This window comes from Herbaspirillum sp. Her4 (genome assembly GCF_057961335.1).
This window is the reverse complement of record NZ_CM176330.1, coordinates 4,059,881-4,080,636: the sequence shown is the minus strand read 5'-3', so window position 1 is coordinate 4,080,636 and position 20,756 is coordinate 4,059,881. Positions and strand designations below refer to the sequence as shown.

At 63.7% G+C, this 20,756-nt stretch carries 14 protein-coding genes; 7 read left to right on the top strand and 7 right to left on the bottom strand.

The annotated features are described in order from the left end of the window. Window positions 1-13: 13 nt before the first annotated feature. The gene (locus ACWFUC_RS18485; RefSeq protein ID WP_204726463.1) at window positions 14-2,212 is read right to left on the bottom strand and encodes an ATP-binding protein; all 2,199 of its coding nucleotides are present in this window, start codon (window positions 2,210-2,212) and stop codon (window positions 14-16) included. A 587-nt stretch (window positions 2,213-2,799) separates the two neighbouring features. Here ACWFUC_RS18485 and ACWFUC_RS18480 point away from each other — a divergent pair. The 3 genes from ACWFUC_RS18480 (at window position 2,800) to ACWFUC_RS18470 (ending at window position 7,543) form a co-directional block, all read left to right on the top strand. Then, on the top strand, window positions 2,800-2,970 hold the full coding sequence (locus ACWFUC_RS18480; protein WP_157845750.1) for a hypothetical protein: 171 nt from the start codon (window positions 2,800-2,802) through the stop codon (window positions 2,968-2,970). Window positions 2,971-2,983: 13 nt separating this feature from the next. Further along, a complete protein-coding gene (locus ACWFUC_RS18475; RefSeq protein WP_039787088.1) occupies window positions 2,984-3,364 on the top strand; it encodes a hypothetical protein in 381 nt (126 codons plus the stop codon). A 375-nt stretch (window positions 3,365-3,739) separates the two neighbouring features. Further along, window positions 3,740-7,543 carry a hybrid sensor histidine kinase/response regulator gene (locus ACWFUC_RS18470; RefSeq protein ID WP_489622949.1) on the top strand — a complete coding sequence of 1,268 codons (3,804 nt, stop codon included), beginning with the start codon at window positions 3,740-3,742 and terminating at the stop codon, window positions 7,541-7,543. A 114-nt stretch (window positions 7,544-7,657) separates the two neighbouring features. Here the strand turns inward: ACWFUC_RS18470 and ACWFUC_RS18465 are convergent, their stop codons facing one another. After that, window positions 7,658-7,939: a PAAR domain-containing protein gene (locus ACWFUC_RS18465; protein ID WP_134136447.1), complete on the bottom strand. Its 282-nt coding sequence runs from the start codon at window positions 7,937-7,939 to the stop codon at window positions 7,658-7,660. A gap of 282 nt (window positions 7,940-8,221) precedes the next feature. On the opposite strand from ACWFUC_RS18465, the gene ACWFUC_RS18460 reads away from it, so the two are divergent. Together ACWFUC_RS18460 and ACWFUC_RS18455 are read left to right on the top strand one after the other, a co-directional pair. After that, a complete protein-coding gene (locus tag ACWFUC_RS18460) occupies window positions 8,222-10,354 on the top strand; it encodes a TonB-dependent siderophore receptor (RefSeq protein WP_245201975.1) in 2,133 nt (710 codons plus the stop codon). A gap of 66 nt (window positions 10,355-10,420) precedes the next feature. Beyond that, entirely contained in the window at window positions 10,421-11,671 is a 1,251-nt protein-coding gene (locus ACWFUC_RS18455) for a PepSY-associated TM helix domain-containing protein (protein WP_489622948.1), read from the top strand. Between the two features lie 25 nt (window positions 11,672-11,696). On the opposite strand, the gene ACWFUC_RS18450 is transcribed toward ACWFUC_RS18455, so the two are convergent. Next, the gene (locus tag ACWFUC_RS18450; protein ID WP_121045592.1) at window positions 11,697-12,521 is read right to left on the bottom strand and encodes a universal stress protein; all 825 of its coding nucleotides are present in this window, start codon (window positions 12,519-12,521) and stop codon (window positions 11,697-11,699) included. Window positions 12,522-12,750: 229 nt separating this feature from the next. Here ACWFUC_RS18450 and ACWFUC_RS18445 point away from each other — a divergent pair, with 229 nt between their 5' ends. Then, window positions 12,751-13,167: a VOC family protein gene (locus ACWFUC_RS18445; RefSeq protein WP_034341547.1), complete on the top strand. Its 417-nt coding sequence runs from the start codon at window positions 12,751-12,753 to the stop codon at window positions 13,165-13,167. Beyond that, a complete protein-coding gene (locus ACWFUC_RS18440) occupies window positions 13,164-14,114 on the top strand; it encodes a 2-hydroxyacid dehydrogenase (protein WP_489622947.1) in 951 nt (316 codons plus the stop codon). The genes ACWFUC_RS18445 and ACWFUC_RS18440 overlap by 4 nt, the downstream gene beginning before the upstream one ends. 39 nt (window positions 14,115-14,153) lie before the next feature. Here the strand turns inward: ACWFUC_RS18440 and ACWFUC_RS18435 are convergent, their stop codons facing one another. The 4 genes from ACWFUC_RS18435 to ACWFUC_RS18420 all read right to left on the bottom strand — a co-directional run bounded on the left by ACWFUC_RS18435 (window position 14,154) and on the right by ACWFUC_RS18420 (window position 20,755). Beyond that, a complete protein-coding gene (locus ACWFUC_RS18435; RefSeq protein WP_489622946.1) occupies window positions 14,154-15,581 on the bottom strand; it encodes a heavy metal sensor histidine kinase in 1,428 nt (475 codons plus the stop codon). After that, a complete protein-coding gene (locus ACWFUC_RS18430; protein ID WP_034341551.1) occupies window positions 15,574-16,266 on the bottom strand; it encodes a heavy metal response regulator transcription factor in 693 nt (230 codons plus the stop codon). The genes ACWFUC_RS18435 and ACWFUC_RS18430 overlap by 8 nt, the downstream gene beginning before the upstream one ends. A gap of 95 nt (window positions 16,267-16,361) precedes the next feature. Next, complete coding sequence (locus ACWFUC_RS18425; protein ID WP_489637255.1) at window positions 16,362-19,514, bottom strand: efflux RND transporter permease subunit; 3,153 nt, start codon at window positions 19,512-19,514, stop codon at window positions 16,362-16,364. Further along, a complete protein-coding gene (locus ACWFUC_RS18420; protein ID WP_489622945.1) occupies window positions 19,511-20,755 on the bottom strand; it encodes an efflux RND transporter periplasmic adaptor subunit in 1,245 nt (414 codons plus the stop codon). Before ACWFUC_RS18420 ends, ACWFUC_RS18425 begins: the two co-directional genes overlap by 4 nt. Window position 20,756 lies beyond the last annotated feature (1 nt).

The following is a 20,756-nucleotide window of genomic DNA, read 5'->3' as shown; positions in this document are numbered from 1 at the left end:
CCATCCAGCCGGTTCAGGCCGGCAGGATGGGCAAGGTGACGGTGAAGGTGATGATGTGGTGATCGCAGTTGAGGTCGATCTTGCCGCCGTGGCCGTTGACGATCTCGCTGACGATGTACAGGCCCAGTCCCAGTCCGCGCGCATTGCGCTGATTGCCCATGGATTCCTTCTTGTAGGGCTTGAACATGTGCTCGCGCACCGCCATCGGGATGGCCGGACCGTGGTTGGAGACCGAGAGCGTCAGTACGTCGTCGCGGCGGAACACGATCAGGGTCGAGGGCGTACCGATCTCGCCATGATGGCGGGTGTTCGACAGCAGGTTGGAGACCACCTGGCTGATGCGGTCGCCATCGAGTTCGATTTCGCCGCAGTCTTCCGCTTCGAGGATGATCTCGTTGTCGGGGTAGGCCATGCGCGCTTCGTTGACGATCTCGGTGACCATCTTGCGCACATCCACCGGACGGCGCTGGATGTCCAGCCCCATGCCGCTTTGCAGGCGGCTGATGTCGAGCACCTGGGAGATCAGGCGATGCATGCGGCTTGACGAGGACGAGATGCGCTTGCTCAGGTTGGAGCTGGATGGCGAATGCTCGCGCACCTCGATCATGCGCGCGGCCATCATGATGGCCTGCAGCGGATCGCGCAGGTCATGGCCCAGCGTCGCCAGCAGGGTTTCGCGGGCGCGCTTGACCATGTTTTCGTTGGACAGCGCCACTTCCTGGAAGTCCATTCGCAACTGGTTGGCGATTTCGGTTTCGGTCTTGGCCCACGGCAGGCTCTTGCCGCGTACCGTTTCCTTCCAGACCGCGAAGGAGCCGCGCGGAGTCAGACGCGGACCGAGCGGACCGATGCTGTATTTCTTTTCCGGATTGCCGCCCCAGCGGACGTCTTCCACCTGCTCGGTGCGGAACCAGAAGGCGTAGCCATCCTGTTCGCGATAGAAACGCACGGCCAGCACGCCGCAGATATCGCCCAGCGCCGCCTTGAGTGCCGGCACATCGGCCCCCAGCGCACTGGTGGAGAAGAAGTCGCCCGGCTCGTTTTCGTTGAGCCAGTTGATGAGCGCGTTGACGCCTTCGCGCGAGGGAGCCTTGCCGAAGACCTGGGTCTTGCGCTCCATGGAGATGGCGCCACCGTGCGCATTCATCAGACGCAGGAAGCCCTCATGGTCAGCCGCCAGGGCCAGCACGATGTCTTCCCGGTCGGTGACCTGGGCCACGATCTTGCGGCGCAGGTCGGCGCTGTACTCCAGCGCACGGGCGCGCTCGCCGTTGAGATTGCGTTCCACCAGGGCACTCACGAATTGCGAGAGCAGCTGGCATGACATGCGCACCGCATGCGGCACCAGGTGCGCGCTCATGTGATGGCAGGCGATCAGGCCCCACAGGCGTTCGCCGATCACGATCGACAGGCTCATGGAGGCACCCACGCCCATGTTGCTGAGGTATTCGATGTGCACCGGCGAGACGCTGCGCAGCATGCTGTGGCTGAGGTCCAGCGGACGGCCGGTGAGCGGATTGTGATCCGGTTCCAGCGCCACGGTGGAGGCTGTCACATCGGCGATCAGGCGGATCGGATTGATGACGTACAGGCGGCGTGCCTGCGCCGGGATGTCGCTGGCCGGATAACGCTGGCCGAGGAAAGGTTCGAGGTCCTCGCGCTTGTGCTCGGCGATCACTTCGCCGCTGTCGTCATGCAGGAAGCGATAGGCCATCACGCGGTCGAAGCCGGTGATGCGGGCGATCTCGTCGACCGCCAGCGTCAGCAGGTCTTCCACGCCGGGCTGGCGCTGGATGCGCTGGATGGCCTGATGCGCGGCCAGGGCGAACGACTCCAGCGACAGGGCATCGGCGGGACGCTGTTCAAATTCGGCGATGAGCACGCCTTCGGATTTGTGCGTGACCAGGTCGAAGGCACCGGAGGCCAGCGTGATCATGCGCGAGTCGACGTAGCCATGGCGGTCTTCCAGTGCCGCCTGGATCACGGCGCGGGCCGCAGCGTTGAGATGGGCCTCCTCCAGGGGCTGTCCCACCTCCGGCAAGTCGCCCAGCAAGGCAGCGGCATTGGCGCTGCGCGTGGCAAGCTTGCCCTCGGGCGTAAAGCACAGGAGGGCACCATGATTCTGGATGGATCCGGGGATGTGGATCGGCTCCTGATCACAATTGCTCAGGTCGACCGGTCGCCGGCGGCTTGCGTGATACGGATTGCTCATTCACTACTTTCTCGATGCCTGCACTGCAGGACGTCGAACTGCCGATGCGCGCGCGTCGGCAAGGTGGGGGGGCGAAAGCAAGGGCATCCGGGAGACCCCGGTCTCACGTCCGGCAGATGCTGGCTCATGACCAGTGGCTGCGATGGCAAATGATGCGCATTCTTGGCTTCGGGAAATCCCAATTATAGGCGTCATCGCAAAGTTGCGTGCAGGCTGAACAACATTTAATTCCACCGCGCGACAAGTGTCGATCCGGGCAGTATCGCCGTCAAGGGGGTTCTTCCACTTTGTCCTACAAATCAATCGGGCGCAGTCCGATAGGACTCATCCGTGCGAGGTTCTAAGATCCTCAAAACTCGCAGAAACAACGCGGCAAGGTCGGTCTTCCTGCAGGATGATCGGATCCGATTGATGCCACATGGGAAAAGAAAATTCCGGTCCTGCGCTGTGAGCACTTTTGCAGTGACAATTCGTGGACAACGGCTGCATCAGCCTCTTCCAGTTTGGGCGGACGCGGCTAAAATGAATTGTCATCGGAAGCGGGAGGCAGCAGGGCAGCCGGTGAACCATCAGGGAGCGAACACCCCATGCTGTCGATGAAACACAGGGAAAAAATCGATCGCAGTGTCGGCCAGACGACACGATTGGTCGATCAGTGGCAGCGCGAGCGCCTGCATGCGCAGGTCCTTCGCGATGCCGCACAGGACAAGCTGACGTTGCAACCAGCCCGGCGCAAGTGGTCAGCGCCGGATCTTTGAGCAGGGTAGCCTCATGGACAAGTCTGATTCCACCCATCCTTATGATCCGCTGATCGCCATTGCCCAAGGCGACTGGACGGCCTACCGCAACCATATCGCCTCGCAGGGCCACGCCGCGGCGGATGCCGAGCCCGAACCACTGGCGATGCCGGCTTACCCCGAACCGGCGCAGGACACCGCCGGACAGCCACTGCACGGCGAGGAAGATATCCTCGCCTACCGGCGGCGCTGTGCGCGGGCTTACATCGGCATGAACGGCCGTCTCGGCGGCCGTGCCTACCGGCCCAACGAGCCCGTGATCCTGACCCAGGAAGCGGTACAGGAACTGGCCGAACTCAACCGCCTGCTGCGTGAGGAGCGGGCGTTGAAAAAGAAAAGCCAGCCCGACAGCTGAGCGCGCCTTGCGCCAATTGCATCAGTTGAATATTCCCTTCGCGCGCCGTCCTGCGGGAGGGTTGCGCGTAGGTGCGCGGCGCAATTTCATGTAGGAAAACAGGAAGACTGCGCAGATGCCTGTGCCATGCGCCGTTGCGGCCGGTGGATGTTTTTCCGTGGGCTGAGAGCGGCCCCGGAAGCGGCACCGGCTTCCCGTATAATCATCGGCGGCACGCAGCAGGCGCGCCGGGTGCTTGCGCCCGTCTTCACGGGCCTGCTCCAAGCGGATGCGAACAACAATGAAGGGACCCGCGGGAGCATGACGGCGCAAGCCTCGTCTCTCGCGAGACCGACCTCGGTGCTCAAAGCTAGGCTTAAAGGTAAGTTTCACGACATGGCAGACATTTCTTGGTTGCGCGGCACAGGCCTGGCCGCGCAGATCGTCACGGCAACCGACTGGACCACAAGTCCCCTGGGTGCGCCGGCGCAATGGTCGCCGACCCTGCGCACCTCTCTCAACATCGCACTGCATTCACCCCTGCCGAGTCTGCTGGTCTGGGGCACAGCACGCCAGATGCTTTACAACGATGCCTTCGCGGCCTGTATCGGTACGGCCCATCCGGCGGCCTTCGGTGCGCGCCTGAGCGAGTCCGCGCTGTGGCGGGGTGCCGCGCGCCTCTGCGAAGCGGCGATCGGTGCGGCCTTCAAGGGCCAGCAACAGCAACTGGGCCGGGTATCGCTGTTTGCCGATACCGCGGCAGCAGCGGGCACACCCGATCAATGGGACCTGACTTGCGTGCCGGTGTGGGAAGACGCGGCCGATGATCAGCCCGCGCAAGTGGCCGGCGTGCTCTGCACGCTGGTGCGCTCTACCGGTCTGGATGCCGCGCTGGCGCACACCGACATGCTGCGCGACCTGATGGAGCAGTCGCCCAGTTTCAAGGCCGTGGTGCGCGGTCCGCAGCACGTATTCGAACGCGTCAATGGGGCCTACTTCAAGCTCTTCGGTGACCGGCCGGTGTTGGGCCTGCCGGCGCGGGAAGCGCTGCCCGAGCTGCTGGACGAAAACCTCTACGAATTGCTGGACCGCGTCTACCAGACCGGGCAGACCTATACCGAACGCGGTGCGCGCCTGTTCCTGCGGCGCGCGCATGAGACCGGTTTCGAGGGGGCCGTGCTGGATTTCGTGTTCCAGCCCATCAAGGGCGCCGATGGCCAGGTGGCCGGGATCTTCATCGAGGGCAATGACGTCACCGAACGCTTCGTGGCCGAAGAGCGCCTGCGCATCGTCGACCGCGCGGGCGGGATCGGCATCTTTGAATGGTTCCCGGTCTCCGGCAAGCTGGCGGTCTCGGATCGATTCCGCCGCTTGTGGGGTCTGCCGGCCGAAGGTGAGGTCACCTCGCAGCAACTGGTGGACATGATCGATGAAGAATTCCACCCGAACCTGGGCACCTCGCGCATCAAGGAAGGCGGTCCGCGCAATCCGCTGGAATATACCGAATACCACATCACCCGCCCCGACGGCGAACAGCGCTGGCTGGCGCGCAAAGGCGAGGTGGTGCAAGACGATCCGCGTGCCGGTTCGCGTTATGTAGGGGTGGTGTTCGACGTCACCTCGCGCAAGCTGATGGAGCAGGCACTAGCCGCTTCCGAAGCCAGCGTGCGGGCCAACAATGCCTTCGTGCGCCAACTGCTGGATTCCACCCACCAGGGCTTCTTCTCGATCGACCGCGAGGGCATCGTCACGCTGTGCAATGCGGCCTTCCTGAAATTGCTCGGCTATGCCGGCGAGAAGGATGTGCTGGGCCGCTCGATCCACCAGGTGATCCTGACCTCAGCCGACGATGGCAGCGGCGCGCGCGGCGAATGTGCCGTGCTCAAGGCCGCCCGTGACGGCGTGACCACGCACGTGGAGAGCGAAGATTTCCTGCGCGTTGATGGCAGCAGTTTCCCGGTGCAATACCAGGCCCATCCGGTCTGGCAGGATGGTGAGCTGCAAGGTGCGTTGTGCACCTTCATCGATCTGACCGAACGGCGGCGCGGCATGCAGGCGCTGTCGTGGAGCGAGAATCGCCTGACCGCCATCTTCAACCAGGCCTCGGTGTGCTTCTCCGAACTGGACCTGGAGGGCCGCTATCTGCGCGTGAACCAGGCGCTGTGCCGCATGCTGGGCCGCACCGAGGCCGAGATGCTGCAGATGACCCTGGCCGACGTCACTCATCCTGATGACGTGCCGATGAACATGACGCTGTTCAAGCGTTGCATTGCCGACGGCAGTTCCTTCACGCTGGAAAAGCGCTACCTGCGTCCTGATGGCAGCGCGTTCTGGGTCTCCAGCGACATCAGCCGCATCGTCGACGGTGAGGGCAGGCCACAGGCCATGATCGCGGTCTCTACCGACATCACCGAACGGCGTCGCGCCGAAGACGCCCTGCGCGAACTCAATGACACGCTGGAGCAGCGCGTGGTCGAGGAGATCCTTGAACGCAGCCGCGCCGAGGCGGCGCTGCGCCAGATGCAGAAGATGGAAGCCGTGGGGCAGCTGACCGGCGGCGTGGCGCACGACTTCAACAACGTGCTGCAGATCATCGGCGGCAACCTGCAGTTGCTGCAGACCGATCCGCGCCTGGATGACCGCAGCCGCCAGCGCGTGCGCATCGCCATTGGCGCGGTCGATCGCGGTGCCAAGCTGTCCTCGCAGTTGCTGGCCTTTGCCCGCCGCCAGCCGCTGCAGCCGCGCAGCATCAATCTGGAACGCGTGGTGCTGAACATGGATGACCTGCTGCGCCGGGCCGTGGGCGAGAACATCGAAATCTCCACCGTCATCACGCATGATCTGTGGAATACCATGCTCGACCCCAATCAGGTCGAGAACCTCATCATCAACACCGCCATCAATTCGCGCGATGCGATGCCCAATGGCGGACGGCTCACGCTGCAGATCGACAATGTGCAACTGAGCGATCCCGCCTTCCTCTCGCAGGCCGACCTGCCGCCGGGCGATTACGTGGAACTGCAGATCTCCGACAACGGGGCCGGCATGTCGCCCGAGGTGCGCGAGCGTGCCTTCGAGCCCTTCTTCACGACCAAGCGCGAAGGTGAGGGCACGGGTCTGGGTCTGTCCATGGCCTACGGTTTCGTCAAGCAGAGCAAGGGCCACATCAGCCTGCACAGCGAAGCGGGCAAGGGCACCACGATCCGCATCTACTTCCCGCGCTGCATCGATCAGGAAGTGGTGATCGACGACAACCGCGACATGGAAGTGCGCGGCGGCGACGAAACCATCCTGGTGGTGGAAGACGATCCCAACCTGCAACTGACGGTGATCGATACCCTGTCCTCGCTGGGCTACCGTGTGCTCAAGGCGGACAATGGCGAACGCGCGCTGGCCATCCTGCAGAGCGGCATTCCGGTCGACCTGATGTTCACCGATGTGGTCATGCCCGGCAGCGTGCCGGTGACCGAACTGGCGCGCCAGGCACGGCAGTTGTTGCCGGAGATCGAGATCCTGTTCACCTCCGGCTATCCGCGCGACGCCATCGTCCATGAAGGGCGGCTGGATGCGGGCGTGGAACTGCTGTCCAAACCATATCGCATCAACCAGCTGGCGCAGCGCATCCGGCAGATGCTGTCGGGCCGGGCGCATCGCGTGGAACTGGCACAGCTGACGCGCGAGCGCGACCAGGCTAATGCCAGTGCTGACGCCAATGCCATGCTCCACGTCCTTCCGGTAGGCGGCAGCCATCGCCAGCCCGACGGCCAGGATACGCATTTCGATCAGGCAGGCAGCGCGGGCAGCGTGGTGATGGCACCGGAAACTGAACCCGTCGCCGGGTCCGTCAGCGGCCTGCGTCTGCTGGTGGTGGAAGACAACATCGACTCCCAGCAACTGGTGTGCGAATTGCTGGAAACGCTGGGCCACCAGGCACGCGGCGTGATCAGCGCGGAGGATGCGCAGCAGGCGCTGGGCGAGCAGAGTTTCGATGTGCTCTTCACCGACGTCAATCTGCCCGGCATGTCCGGCGTGGACCTGGCCAGGAGCGCGCTGGAGCGCTTCCCGGAAATGGCGGTGATCTTCGCCTCCGGTTATGGCGCGATGGTGGCGCGCAATGTCGGCTTCGCCTCGCATGCGCTGCCCAAGCCCTACGATATCGACCAGCTGCAGGAGATACTCAAGAAGATCGCGACGGCGTGATGTCTGCAGCGTGATGCCCGGCGAGAGCGCGTGGGGCAGGGCGGGTTCCTTCCTGCTGCCGGGCGCAGAACATGGCCTGCTCATCCCGGTGAGCGGGCCATTTTTTCGTGGCGATCATTCGTCGTCTTTGGTTGGCGCGATCCTGGCCAACTGCTGGGTCGCGATGAGCAGGGCACCACATGAAGTTTTCATCCCTTCCACGGCCACCCGTCGGCCCAGGTATTCGTAGTTTTCTTCACCTGGCAGGATGATGAATTCACATCGGCATTTCGGACAGTAGCCGCGATGGCCCACCCCGGCCATGGGCTTGCCGTACAGCTTCACATTGTCAAATCCTTGCTGGACAACGCCGCCATGCGAGGTCGGATCGTCGAGGCGGATGATGGCCCTGGTCATATGCACTCTCTTTCACAGGAGGAAAAGCAGGGAAGATAAAGCCATCGCTCAGCCTGTGGCGCATAGGCGGCAAGAGATCAATCACAATCAGTAATTTTTGCAGCACTGCGTCGAATCATTTCGAGAAGTCAGGGCAGGGACTTCAGAAACTTTGTAAGGAAGGTTTCCTTTTTCTGTCATATTCCATAAAATAAATAAGAACTATTATCGTTCGTATTAAATAAAATGAATATGAAGAGGAATCCCTTGCTCCAGTCGTCCCTGCGCGCCCGCCCCAGCGCCATGTCCCGTGCTCTCCGTCCGGTGTTCATCAGCATGGCGTTGGCCGGCGCTCCTGCGCTGGTGCTGGCGCAGTCCGCCACCGACAGCGCGGCCGCTGCCGCCAATGACAGTAGCGCCGGCCAATTGCCGACCGTGACCGTCTCGGCCCCTGCTGCAGGCGAGGGAACGCAGCACCTGCAAAGCCAGTCCAGCGCCGGTGCGCTCGGATCGCGTTCGCTGCTGGATACACCCTTTTCCGTTACCAGCATCACGGCTGCGGATCTGGCCGACAAGCAGGTCAACAAGCTCGGCGATCTGTTCTACAACGAGGCCTCGGTCAGCGACAACAGCGGTGGCTACAGCGCCTGGGCTTCGTACATCACCATTCGCGGCTTGCCGGCGGACTGGCAGAATTCCTTCCGCATCGATGGCAAGCCCTTCCTCGGCTATGGGATCACGCTGCCCTACGATCACTTCGAGCGCGTCGACCTGCTCAAGGGCTCGGCCGGTTTCATGTATGGCTTCGGCTCGCCGGGCGGGGTGCTCAACTACGTCACCAAGAAGCCGACCGACACCCCGGTGCGCAGCGTCTCGGTGGGCTATACCAGCAACAGCATCTGGAGCGAGCACGTCGATCTCGGCGGGCGCTTCGGCAACGACAACATGTTCGGCTATCGCCTCAATGTCACGCATGACCAGGGCGAGACCTTCAATGAAGGCCACATCCGCCGCAATTCCGCTTCGCTGGCGCTGGACGGACGCCTCACGCGCGACCTGACCTGGGATTTCCAGGCCATCTGGCAGAACAGCAATTCCACCGACCAGACGCCGTCGGTCGTCACCAGCAGCCTGACCGGCAGCCGCCTGCCGTCGGTGGTCAGCGGGGCCGACAAGACCCTGGTCGGTCCGGGCCAGCATCTCGATACCAACTTCCAGCTCTACCAGACCGGGCTGACCTATCGCATCAACCCGGACTGGAAGGCCAACCTCAGCTACAGCCACAGCACCTCCAAGCGCTTCCGCAACGAGGACATCGCGATGCTCTCGGATGCCGCCGGCAACTACACCGACTGGCGCTCGGACAGCCGCGAAGGCCACACCTTCGACCAGTGGCAGGCCATGCTGGAAGGCAATGCCCGCACCGGCAGCATCGATCATCAGCTGGTGCTGGGGGCCTCGTGGCAGAAGCAGGTCAATGATTACTCGATCAGCTCGGTGTACAAGCAGATCGGTACCGGCAATCTCTATACGCAGAACACCAATGCGTATTACAGCAGCACCGAGCTGCAGACCTATCACAACGCCATCATCACCCAGCAGGCGGTCTTCGCCAGCGATACGCTGAACTTCTCGGAGCGCTGGTCGCTGCTGGCCGGTGGCCGCTACAACCAGTTCCGCCAGGATAATTTCAGCACCAGCGGCACCCTCAGTTCGCGCTACGACAAGTCGGCCTTGACGCCTACGGTAGCCTTGATGTTCAAGCCTGAGCGCAATACCACCGTCTACACCAGCTATGTGGAATCGCTGGAGCAGGGCGGCGTACCGGGCGTGACCAACACCAACTACGGCAGCCAGCTGAAGCCGCTCAAGAGCAAGCAGTACGAGGTCGGGGCCAAGACCGATCAGCAGAACTGGAGTGCCACCGCTGCGCTGTTCCGTATCGAACGCGCCTCGGAATACACGCTCAACGGGGCGCTGGTGCAGGATGGCCAGTCCAACTACCAGGGGCTGGAACTGGGCGCAGCCTATCGTCCGACGGCGCAGTGGCAAGTGGCCGGCAGCCTCATGCTGCTGGATGCCAAGTACGACAAGGGCAATACCTACAATGGCAATCGCGTGGCCGGTGCGCCGCGCAACATGGCGACCGCATCGGTCGCCTATCTGGTGCCGCAAGTCGCTGGCCTGAAGCTCTCGGCCGATGCCAAGTTCACCGGCAGCACCATGGCGCGCGCGGCCAACGACATCGAGCTGGCCAGCTATACGCTGTTCAACCTCGGTGCCAGCTACACCACGCGCATTGGCCAGCACGACACGACTTTCCGGGCCTCGGTGAACAACCTGCTGGACAAGCGTTACTGGCAATACCAGTACGAGAACTACATCAAGCCGGGTGACCCGCGTACCTTCAGCGTGTCGGCCAAGGTCGATTTCTGATGTGGTCATGGTCGCCCTCCCGGCAGTCCCTGAATCACTCCGCCAATTAGCCAGGTAATCCAGCCCATGCGCGCACTCCTCGTCCTCCTCCATCGCTGGTTCGGCCTGGCCGTGGCCGTGTTCCTGTTCATCGCCGGCGTGACCGGTGCGCTGATCTCCTGGGATCACGAACTGGATGCCTGGCTCAATCCGCAACTGTTCCATGCCCGCAGCGCCGACCGTCCGGACGCCGGGCAGCCCATGCCCGGGCTGGAACTGGCGCAGCGCGTGGAAGCGGCCGAGCCCAAGCTGCGCGTGACCTATGTGCTCACCGAAGCCGAGCCCGGCCATACCATCAGCATGATGGTCGAACCGCGCCTGGATCCGGCTACCGGCAAGCTGCCGGTCCTGGATTACAACCAGATCGCGGTCGATCCGGTGACCGGTGAAATACAGGGCCGCCGCATGTGGGGCGCGATTTCGCTGGCGCGTGAAAACCTGCTGCCTTTCCTCTACAAACTGCATTACACGATGCACCTGCCGGACATGGGCGGGATCGAGACCGGCATCTGGCTGATGGGCATCATCGGGATCGTGTGGGCGCTGGATTGCTTCATTGCGCTCTATCTGTCCTTCCCCAACTGGCGCAGCTGGCGCAAGTCGCTGGCCTTCCGCTGGCGCGAGGGCGGGCACAAGCTCAACTTCGACCTGCACCGCTCGGGCGGCGTCTGGATCTGGGGCTTGCTGCTGGTGTTGGCGGTGACGTCGGTGTCGATGAATCTGGAGCGGCAGGTCATGCGTCCGATTCTGCAAAGCGTTTCCACCCTGACTGCGGGCCCCTTCGACACGCGTAAGCCGATTGCGCCCGAGAAGGTGCCGGAACCGCGTATTTCACGCGAGGAAGCGGTGGCGCTGGGACGCGCGCAAGGCGAGAAGCTGGGCCTGACGGAGCCGGTCGGCGGGGTCTTCTACTCGGGAATGTTCGGGGTCTATGGCGTGGGCTTCTTCCAGCCTGGCAATGACCATGGCGATGTGGGCCTCGGCAATGCCTGGCTGTATTTCGATGCCATGAGCGGCGCCTATGAAGGCGGCAAGATTCCGGGACGCGGCAGTGCAGGCGATATCTTCCTGCAGGCGCAATTCCCGCTGCATTCCGGCCGCATCCTCGGGCTGACGGGACGCGTGCTGATTTCCTTGATGGGCGTGCTGGTAGCGATGCTGTCGGTCACCGGGGTGATCATCTGGGTGCGCAAGCGCCGTGCCCGCCTGCAGCAGCGCGAGCGCCTGGCCGCCCAAAAGACACCGGCCCGCGAGGGGCCGGTGGTGGAGGCGCGCTGAATCCGCGCAAGTGTCGCTGACGGTGTCAGTGTGCCATCAGCACCGGCAGCGTCATGGTCTTGAGGATGGTCAGCGTCACGCCGCCCAGCAGCACTTCGCGGAAGCGGGTGTGTCCGTAGCCGCCCATGACCAGCAGGTCGGAGCCCTTGTCGGCAGCCAGCGAGAGCAGGGCATTGCCGATATCGAGCGTGGTCTGTTCCTGTGCCACTTCCACCTTCACGCCATGGCGCGCCAGATAGAGCGCGATGTCGGCACCGGGCTGTTCACCGTGGGTGCCCAGGCGCTTGTCGGAGTTGAACAGCACCACCGTCACGTTGTCGGCCTGGCGCAGCAGGGGCAGGGCGGCCGTGATGGCGCGGGTCGATTCCATGCTGCCATCCCAGGCGATCAGGGCATTCTTGCCTACCTGCTTGAATTCACCGGCGCTGGGGATGATGAGCACCGGGCGCGGTGAATTGAGCATGACGTACTCGGGCAGGTCGGTGAGGAAACTGTCATCGGCATCGTCCAGGTCGGCCTGGCTCACCACTACCAGGTCGGCATAGCGCGCCTGCAGGGCCAGTCCACCCTCGGCGTCGTCATCGACGAAACGCTTTTCGCAGGAGGGCACGCCCACGCTGTTGGCGATCTTGTCGAAATTTTCCAGCGCGGCCAGCGCGCGGTCGCGGAAACCATCCATCTGCGCCGCGATGTAGGCCGCGCCTTCCATGGTGATGAAGCTGGAGATGCCGCTGACGGCGCTGCCGATCAGGTGCGCCTGCTGTGCGCGGGCCAGCTCGGCGGCAATGCGGATGCGCTGGGCGGCGTGGCGCGACTGGTCGACGTGGACCAGGATGGACTTGTAGCTCATGGTGGCTCCTCGGAAATTCGTGGGGGAAGACATCCGGGGCGGGATGCCATGCAGGCAGATTAGGCCGGGCACCTCCATGCGTCCAGCGCAAATCCCGGGCTGCTTGACGCATGTCAATCGTAGCCCGCTCCTCTTGTAGGGAAGCATCCTTGGCTTGTTTCCATACAAGCACGATGGTTGCGGTATGCTTGTCGGCTTTCGCAACCTGCCTGCCGATCCGGGACTGTCCATGCCATCCATCTTCCACCTGGCCTACCACGTGCGCGACCTCGACCAGTCGCGCCACTTCTATTGCGACCTGCTGGGTTGCGCCGAAGGGCGCAGCACCGAAACCTGGGTCGACATCGATTTCTTCGGCCATCAACTTTCGCTGCACCTGGGTGAGCCGTTTGCCGTGAGCAACACCGGCCATGTCGGCCATCATCTGGTGCCGATGCCGCACCTGGGCGTGATCCTGCAACTGGATGAATGGCAGCAACTGGCGGATCGCCTCAGCGCCAGCGGGGAGGTGCAATTCGTGCTGGCCCCGCAGATCCGCTTTGCGGGCGAACCGGGCGAGCAGGCCACGATGTTCTTCCTCGATCCCTCGGGCAACCCCATCGAAGTCAAGGGCTTCCGCGATCTGGCGACGGTGTACGCGAAATGAGTGCGCCCGCGCCCATCCCCTTCGTCAGCCAGAGTGATCCCGCTGCGGTAGCGTCGTGGTTGCAAGCTTTGCGCGCGGCCATGCCGGAGGAAGAGATCATCGCCTTCAGCGAGCTGGACGAAGACCAACGCGCGCAATGCCGCGTGGCCATCGTCGCCAATCCTGATCCGGCGCAGCTGAAATTGCTGCCGCAACTGCAGTGGGTGCATAGCGTCTGGGCCGGGGTGGAGCGGCTGGTGGCCGATCTCGGACAGAGCGACTTGCAGATCACGCGCCTGGTCGATCCGCGCCTGGCCGCCACCATGGCCGAAGCCGTGCTGGCCTGGACGCTCTACCTGCATCGCGACATGCCGCATTACGCGCGCCAGCAAGAGGCGCGGCAATGGCAGCCGCTGGACTATGTGCTGCCGGAGCAGCGCCGCGTCGGCATCCTCGGCCTGGGCACGCTGGGTGAAGCGGCAGCCGTGGCATTGCGCCAAGCGCGATTCCCGGTGCTGGGCTGGAGCCGCAGTGCGCGCAACGTGCCGGACGTGCGGACCTGCAGCGGCATGGACGGGCTGGCGGAGATACTGGCTCAGACTGACATTCTGGTTTGCCTGCTGCCTTTGACGGCCGAAACGCGCGGACTGCTGGATGCAGCGCGGCTGGCACTACTACCTCCTCAGGCACAGCTCATCAATTTCGCACGCGGGCCGATCATCGATGATGAGGCGCTGCGCCAGGCGCTGGATGCAGGCAGATTGCGTCACGCGGTGCTGGACGTGTTCGCCACCGAGCCCTTGCCGCCGGAGGCGTGGCCCTGGTCGCATCCTGCAGTGACGGTGCTGCCGCATTGTTCGGCACCGACCGATTCGGGTACCGCTTCAGCCATCGTGGCCGCCAATATCCGCCGCTATCGCAACACCGGCGAGATCGCTGCCAATGTCGATCTCAAGCGCGGTTATTGAGCCATTGAGCCATCGCGCCATTGAGTGCAACCGGCGCGTTCACTGGCGCGCGATGGTAAAGCCGATGGTATTGTGCCCGCCACTGCTGCTGGCAAAAGCGCGCCCGCCATGCATGCGGGCCACTGCCTTGACGATGGCCAGCCCCAGGCCGTGGCCGTGGCTGCCGTTGATGTCCTGGCGCGCGCTGTCGACGCGGTAGAAGCGGTCGAACAGGCGTGGCAGGTGTTGCTCGTCGATGGCCGGGCCGGGATTGGTCACGGCCACGCGCACCATCTCTTCGCCGCCGGAAATGTCGATGCGCAATTGCGCGCCCTGCGGCGAATGCTGGATGGCGTTCTGGATCAGGTTGGTCAGGGCGCGCTTGAAGAGCGCCGTTTCCATGGTGGCTGTGGCCTCCAGATCGCCCGCCACGGTGATGGACATGCCGGTGTCATCCAGCACGAACTCGAAGAAATCCACGGTCTTCTGCACCGCTTCGGCGACCCGCACCGGTACCCGGGCAGTGGCCGCTTCGCCCTGGTCGGAGCGCGCCAGGAACAGCATGTCGTTGACGATGGAACGGATGCGGTCCAGCTCTTCCAGGTTCGATTGCAGCACGTCCTTGAATTCCCCCGCACTGCGTTCGCGCGCCAGCGCCACCTGGGTCTCGCCGATCAGGTTGGCAAGGGGCGTGCGCAATTCATGGGCCACGTCCGCATTGAAGGCCTCGAGCTGGGTATAGGCCTGCTCGATGCGTTCCAGCGCACCGTTGAAGGCATCGGCCAATACCGACAATTCTTCCGGCAAGGCTTCCACCGGCATGCGAGCTGACAGTTTGCGTGGCGAAAAGCTTTGCGCGCGCGCCGACATGCGCCGCAGCGGGGCCAGCCCCGCTCGAGCGATCCAGTAGCTGGAGATGACCGCCAGCACGATGCCCAGCAGCGAGGAAATGCTGGTGGCCAGCAGGAAGGTGCGGCGCATCTCGAAGTAGGGAGCCCCATCGACACCGACCGTCACGCGCACTTCAGGACGATCCTCGAAGGCCGGCAGGGTGCGCGTCATGATGTGCAGTGGATAGGCGCGGCCCGGCAGGTGCAGGCGGCCGACCTGTTTGCCGTCGGCATGATTGATGGCCGAGGGCGCGAGCCGCGTCAGGTCGCCATAGGTGTAGCGGGGATCATCGCTGGCGATCCAGAAGAACACGTGCTGGTCGGCCTGCGAGAGCGTCGACAGTTTCAACTGTACGCGGGCCCAGCGCTCGGTATTGCCGGCGCGCTCGATCTGGTAGCTGATGTCATTGAGGGTGGTGAAGAGGGCATCGCGCTCATGGCGCAGCAGTTCCCCCTTCAGGACGGTGTAGAGCACCACGCCGGCCACCGCGAAGATCAACAGGGCCGACGCCGCCGACATCAGCACCAGCCGCGCGGTGATGGATTGGCGCAGCGGCAGGCGGCGCTTCTTTGCCGGCGCGGCAGCGGTCTCACTCATCGCCGGCATCGGAGGTGGCGCGCGGCTCCAGCACGTAGCCCATGCCGCGCACGGTATGCAGCAGCTTCTGTTCGAAGGGCGCGTCGATCTTGGCGCGCAGGCGCTTGATGGCGACTTCCACCACGTTGGTATTGCTGTCGAAATTCATGTCCCAGACCAGTTCGGCGATGGCGGTCTTGGAGAGGATCTCGCCCTGTCTGCGTGCCATCACGGCCAGCAGGGCGAACTCCTTGGCGGTGAGGTCGATGCGCAGCCCGCCCCGGAAGGCCTTGCGCGAGATCAGGTCGATCTGCAGGTCGCCGATGCGCAGCTGCGGCGCTTCCTGCACGCGGCCACGGCGGGTCAGGGCCTGCAGGCGGGCCAGCAGTTCCAGGAAGGAGAACGGCTTGATGAGGTAATCATCGGCGCCGTCATGCAAGCCCTTGATGCGGTCTTCCACGCTGTCGCGCGCGGTCAGCATGATGACCGGCGTCTGCTTGACGGTACGCAGCGAACGCAGCACGGCAAAGCCATCCAGGCCCGGCAGCATCACGTCCAGCACGATGACGTCGTAGTCATGCTGGATCGCCAGGTGCTGCCCGTCGATGCCGTTGCTGGCCACATCCACCGCGCATCCCTGCTCGGTGAGGCCCTTGCAGAGGTATTCGGACATCTTTTGCTCGTCTTCGACTATCAGGATCTTCATTCGGTCTCCACTGGCCGCGCCGGGAACATTCCCCGGCGCCGGCCCATGCCGGATTCTACCTTCCCGGCTCCCCTTGTTGATGAACAGCTACGGAGTCAATGTTCCTGTGCCAGGCGCGCGGCCTTGCGTTCCTGCCTTGCCTTCTTCTTGCGTTCGTACCAGTAATGCGCACGGTCCAGGTAAAGGTAGACCACCGGCGTGGTGAAGAGCGTGAGCGCCTGCGACAGCACCAGGCCGCCGACCATGGCATAACCCAGCGGACGGCGCAGCTCGGAGCCGGCACCATGGCCGAGCATGAGCGGCAGGCCCGAGAGCAGGGCGCACATGGTGGTCATCATGATGGGACGGAAGCGCAGCAGGCAGGCCTGGTAGATCGCTTCTTCCGGCTTCAGGCCCTGGGTGCGCTCGGCGGTGAGGGCGAAGTCGATCATCATGATGCCGTTCTTCTTGACGATGCCGATCAGCAGGATGATGCCGATCAGGGCGATCACCGACAGGTCGTAACCGCCGATCATCAGGATCAGCAGTGCCCCCACGCCGGCCGAGGGAAGCGTGGAGAGAATGGTCAGCGGATGGATGTAGCTCTCGTAGAGCAGGCCCAGCACGATGTAGACCGCGATCAGGGCGGCCGCGATGAGATAAGGCTGCGAGGCCAGCGAATCACCGAAGGCCTTGGCCGTTCCCTGGAAGTTGCCCACCAGGGTCTGCGGCACGCCCATCTCGTCCTTGGTTTTCTGGATGATGTCTACCGCCTCGCCCAGCGAGACGCCCTTGGCCAGGTTGAAGGAAATCGTCACCGCCGGGAACTGGCTCTGGTGGCTGATCGACAGGTAAGAGGTCTTGGTGGTATCGACCTTCACGAAGGTCGACAGCGGCACCTGCTGGCCGGTCAGGGGCGAGGTCAGGTAGAGTTTGTCGAAGAGTGCAGGATCCTTCTGCAACTGTGGCGTCACCTCCAGAATCACGCGGTAGCTGTTGATCTGCGTGAAGTATTGCGCCACTTGGCGCTGGCCGATGGCGTCATAGATGGTGGCATCGATGAGCGAAGGCGAAATGCCGAAGCTGGAGGCGCGTGCCCGGTCGATGGTGATGACCGCTGCTGCTGCCTGGTTCTGCTGGTCGGAGGCCACGTCGGTCAGCTGCGGCAATTGGCGGAAGCGATCCAGCATGCGCGGTGCCCACACGTTCAGTTCATCGAGGTCGGTGTCGGTGATGGTGTACTGGTACTGGGTGCGCGAGAGACGGCCGCCGACGTTGATGTCCTGGCTGGCCTGCATGAACAGGTTCACGCCTTGCACCTTGGCCACCTGCGGACGCAGGCGCGCGATGACTTCGTCGGCATTGGTGGTGCGGCCTTCATCCTTGGGTTTCAGTGCGATGAAGAATTGCCCGGTATTGAAGGTGGTGGAACCGGCGCTCATGGCAAAGCCGATTACGTCCGGATCCTTGCGCACCACCTCGGCCACCTTCAGCAGCCGTTCCTGCATGGCCGCCGAAGACGTATCCTGGGCCGACTCGGCAAAGCCGACGATGACGCCATTGTCCTGCTGCGGGAAGAAACCCTTGGGGATGAAGATGAACAGCACCACCGTCAGGGCCACCGTGGCGATGAAGCTCATCAGCGTGATGAACTGGTGCTTCATCACCACGTCGAGCCCGCGCTTGTAGCCATTGAGCATGGCATCGAAGCAGCGTTCGAACCATTGATATAGCTTGCCGTGCTGACGGCCATGCTCGTTCTTGAGGAAGCGCGAGCACAGCATGGGTGTGAGCGTGAGCGAGATGATGACCGAGACCGCAATGGTCAGCGTGACCGTCACCGCAAATTCGCGGAACAGCCGCCCGACGATGCCACCCATCAGCAGCAGCGGAATGAATACCGCCACCAGCGACACCGAGATCGAGATGATGGTGAAGCCGATTTCGCCCGCGCCCTTGAGGGCCGCTTCCAGCGGCGACATGCCTTCCTCGACGTAGCGGTAGATGTTTTCCAGCATGACGATGGCGTCATCCACCACGAAACCGACCGCAATGGTCAGCGCCATCAGTGAGAGGTTGTCGAGGCTGTAGCCGACCACGTACATGACCCCGGCCGTGCCCATGATGGCCAGCGGCACCGTGACCGACGGGATCAGCGTGGCCGCCACATTGCGCAGGAACACGAAAATCACCATCACCACCAGCGCGATGGTGAGCACCAGGGTGAATTCCACATCCTCCACGGAGGCGCGGATGGTCTGGGTGCGGTCGATCAGGGTGTTGACGTTGATCGCCGCCGGGATGGCCGCGCGCAGGCGTGGCATGGCGGCCTTGATGCGGCCCACGGTCTCGATCACGTTGGCACCGGGCTGCTTGGTGATGGCCAGCACGATGGAGCGGCCATTGCTGATGGTGTGATCGGCCGTATTGGCCGCACCGGCGAAGGCCCAGGCGGCGATCTTGTTGTTCTCCGGGCCGTCGATGGCGATGCCGATGTCCTTGACGCGGATCGGCGCGCCATTGCGCCAGGCCAGGACCATGTCGTTCCACTGCTCGGCCTTGAGCAGCTGGTCGTTGGTATAGACGGTGAAGGCCTGGCGCGCGCCATCGACCGTGCCCTTGGGCTGGTTCACCGTGGTGGTGGCGATGACGCCGCGAATTTCTTCCAGGCTGATGCCCAGCGTAGCGATCTTGGCCGGATCGACCTGGATGCGCACGGCCGGTTTCTGCTGGCCGTTCACGCTCACCAGGCCCACGCCTGAGATCTGCGAGATCTGCTGGGCCAGGATGTTGTCGGCATAGTCGTTGACCACCGTCAGCGGCAGTGCATCGGACTGCACCGACATGATCATGATGGGCGAATCGGCCGGATTGATCTTGCGGAAGGTCGGCGGATTGGGCAGGTTGGCCGGCAACTGGCCGGTGGAGGCGTTGATGGCGGCCTGCACGTCCAGCGCGGCGGCATCGATGTTGCGGTTGAGGTCGAACTGCAGGGTGATCTGGGTGCTGCCCAGGGTGCTCTGCGAGGTCATCTGCGAGAGACCCGCGATCAGCGAAAACTGGCGTTCCAGCGGCTGTGCCACGTTGGAGGCCATGGTCTCGGGACTGCCTCCCGGCAATTGCGCGGTCACCTGGATGGTCGGGAAATCGACCTGAGGCAAGGGCGCGACCGGCAACAGCGGCCACACCGCGATGCCCACCAGCAGGATGGCGATGGCCAGCAGCGTGGTGCCGATGGGGCGCTTGATGAAGGCGGCGGAGACGCTCACTTGGTGCTTCCTTTCGCGTCAGCGTTGGCGGCAGGCGCAGCAGCAACAGCGCCCTTGGCCGGCTGCGGCTTGCTTTCCACGATGCGGCTGCCCGGCTTGAGCTTGTACTGGCCGTCGATGACGACGCGCTGGTCTGCCGTCAGGCCGCTGTCGGCGGCCAGGACGGCGACGCCGTCCTGGATGCGGTCGACCTTGACCGGCTGCATGTTGGCCTTGTCGTCCTGGTCGATGGCATAGACATAAGTGCCTTGCTGGTTGCGCTGGATGGCGGCAGCGGGCACGGTCAGGGCGTTGCTGTGGCTGTTCATCTGCAGGCGGGCATTGACGTACTGGCCCGGCCACAGCTTGTGTTCGGCATTGTCGAAGCGTGCCTTCAACTGCACAGTGCCGTTGGTGGTGTTGATCTGGTTGTCCAGCAGGATCAGCTTGCCGGTGGCCAGTACTTCCTGAGAGTCGCGCGCATAGGCGACCACCTTCAGCGGCTGCTGGCTGTTGCGCTGGGCCCGGTTGATGCCGACCACGGCTTCTTCCGGCAGGGTGAAGACCAGCGTGATCGGATCGATCTGGTTGATGACCACCAGGCCATTGGCATCGGCCGCATGCACGATATTGCCCGGATCGACCAGGCGCGCACCGACACGACCCGAGAGTGGCGCATTGATGGTGGTGTAGCTCAGTTGCACCTTGGCATAGGCCACCTGCGCCTCATCGGTCTTGACCGCTGCCTCCAGCTGCGCCACCAGCGCCTTCTGCGTATCCAGCTGCTGCTGGGTGGCCGCATCCTGGCTGCGCAGGGTGGTGTAGCGCTGCAGGTCCAGGCGCGCATTCATGAGGGTGGCCGCATCCTTGGCCCGTTGCGCCTCGGCCTGCGCCAGTTGCGCCTGCAGCGCACGCGGGTCGATCTGCGCCAGCAGTTGTCCCTTCTTGACCTCCTGGCCTTCCTCGAAGCCGACCTTGTCCAGCTGGCCGTCGATGCGGGTCTTGACGACCACGCTGGCATTGGCGGTGACCGTGCCGACGCCGGCCAGATACAGCGGCAGATCGCGCTCCTGCACGCGGGCCACCGAGACCGATACCGGTGGTGCTGTCTTGGCTGCGGGCTGATCGGCTGCGGCGGCGCGTTGCATCGCGCTCCAGCCGCCGACGCCGGCGGCCAGGATCAGGGCCGTCGCCACGACGATGGCCAGCGGGGAGCGTTGCGGAGTCGGGGGAGTCTTGGGGGAGTTGGGTGAGGTGGTCATG